Origin of the sequence: Acidiphilium sp. (assembly GCF_049977125.1) — a bacterium.
Lineage (GTDB): Bacteria > Pseudomonadota > Alphaproteobacteria > Acetobacterales > Acetobacteraceae > Acidiphilium.
Genome location: NZ_JBMFGY010000336.1, coordinates 1 through 1936, shown reverse-complemented (window position 1 = coordinate 1936; position 1936 = coordinate 1). Strand labels below are relative to the sequence as shown.

Below are 1936 nucleotides of genomic sequence, written 5' to 3'. Positions count from 1 at the left end.
CGATCATCGACGATCTCGAGCAGGTCGCGGCGCTGTTCGGCGGTCAGGGGCTCGGGACCCCAATCATCGATGATCAGCAGTCGGGTGCGTTCGAGGGTGGTCATCAGCCTCGCGAGCCTGCCTTCGCCACGTGCCGTGGCGATATCGGCAAACAGGCGCGGGGCGCGCCGGTACAGGACGGAGACGCCCTCACGGCATGCCTTGTTGCCCAGAGCGCAAGCGATCCATGATTTGCCCACACCGGTCGGACCGCTGATCAGCACGTGCTGGCCCTCGCGGATCCACCGACAGGTGGTCAGCGACTGGAACAGGCCGCGGTCGAGGCCACGCGGTGTGCGCAGGTCGACATCCTCGACCACCGCCGCCTGCCGCAGCTTGGCCAGGCGCAGCCGACGGGAGGTGCGGGCATTGTCGCGCGCGGTGACCTCGCGGTCGATCATCAGGCCGAGCCAGTCCTCGCGTGGCAGGTCGTCGGCCGCGGACTGGTGCTGCATCTCGGTGAAGGCATCGGCCATCGCAGCCAAACCGAGGCCGCGCAGGCGTTCCACCATGGGATGGATCAGCATCGTGTTGGTTCCTTTCAATGATAAGAGCCGGATCAATGATAATAGCCGGGGCCACGGATATTCTCGTGGAACAGGCTGGGTTGTTCGGGTTGAGACGGGCTCGCGACCTTCCTTCCCCGAGCATTCTTCAGAATTGCCGCCACCGAGCTGTAGGAGCGCGTGCCGAGGCCCAGCGCCCGCGCGCAGGCGGCATCGAGGCGTTCGGCATCGTATTGCTTGGCAAGCCGAAGAATACCGATGCACGAGCGGAAGCCTTGTTCGGGGTGCGGGCGCGAGCGCAGGATCAGCGCGACCAGGGCAGCGGTGTCATCGCCGATCGCCGCGGCTTCGCGCTGGATGCGCTCATGGGTCCAATCGCGGTAGCGGCGATGCGAACTCGGCATGTGTTCGGCCAGCGTGGTCGGCCGATGCGGGCGGTTGCTGCGTTGATGTGTGGCGACCAGTTTGCCGCGATGGAACACTTCCACCGTCCTGGCGGTGATCCGCGCCTCGACCTCCTGGCGCAGCAGACGATACGGCACGGAATAGAAATGCTTGTCGGCCTCGATGTGATAGTCGAGGTTCACTCTGCATCGCTTCCAATCGGCATATTCGTAGGGCGTCGCCGGTAACGGTTGGAGCGCCGGGCGGTCGATCTGGTCAAACAGAGCCCGCCGGGTTGTGCCCCATCCCCGCATCGGCCGAACGTTCAACTGCGCGGTCAGTTCACGGATTGACTGGTTCAGTTCGGCCAGCGAGAAAAACCGCCGATTGCGTAGCCGGGCCAAAATCCAGCGCTGAACCACCTGGACACCCACTTCGACCTTGGCCTTGTCGCGCGGCTTGTAGGGGCGCGCGGGAATGATCGCGGTGCCGTAATGCGCTGCCATGTCGGCGTAGGTGCGGTTCACCACCGGCTCGTAGAAACAAGCCTTGGTGACCCCGGATTTAAGGTTATCGCTGACGATCTGCCGCGGAACCCCGCCCAGCGCAGCCAACGCGTTCACATGCGCGCCGATCCAGTCCGCCAGCCCCTGGCTCGAGGTCGCCTCCGCATAGATGAAGCTCGACGCACCGAGGACCGCAACGAAGATCTCGGCCCGGGTCACTTCTCCGCTCGCCCCATCGATGACTTCCATCGTCTGACCGGCGAAGTCGACGAATAGCCGTTCTCCGGCCGTGTGGACCTGGCGCAGCGTCGGCTTCAGCCGACCCGCCCAGTCCCTGTAGAGATCACAGAACCACGAGTACCCGAACCCGTTCACCGAGGTCGCACGATATTCCTCCCACACCAGTGCAAGCGTCATGTTCGGCCGGCGCAGATCACGATGAACGACCGACCAATCCGGCACCGGGCGTTGGTCATGCGGCACGTCCGGTATCGGCGGAAA

The 1936-nt window shown here is 64.6% G+C and carries 2 protein-coding genes; both read right to left on the bottom strand.

The window, feature by feature from the left end:
* On the bottom strand, positions 1 to 566 hold a 566-nt coding region (locus ACP5E6_RS18835; protein ID WP_427956984.1), incomplete at its 3' end, for an ATP-binding protein.
* Positions 567 to 598: 32 nt separating this feature from the next.
* Positions 599 to 1936 (bottom strand): IS21 family transposase (gene istA, locus ACP5E6_RS18830; protein ID WP_427956981.1); only part of this gene is annotated, 1338 nt, incomplete at its 5' end.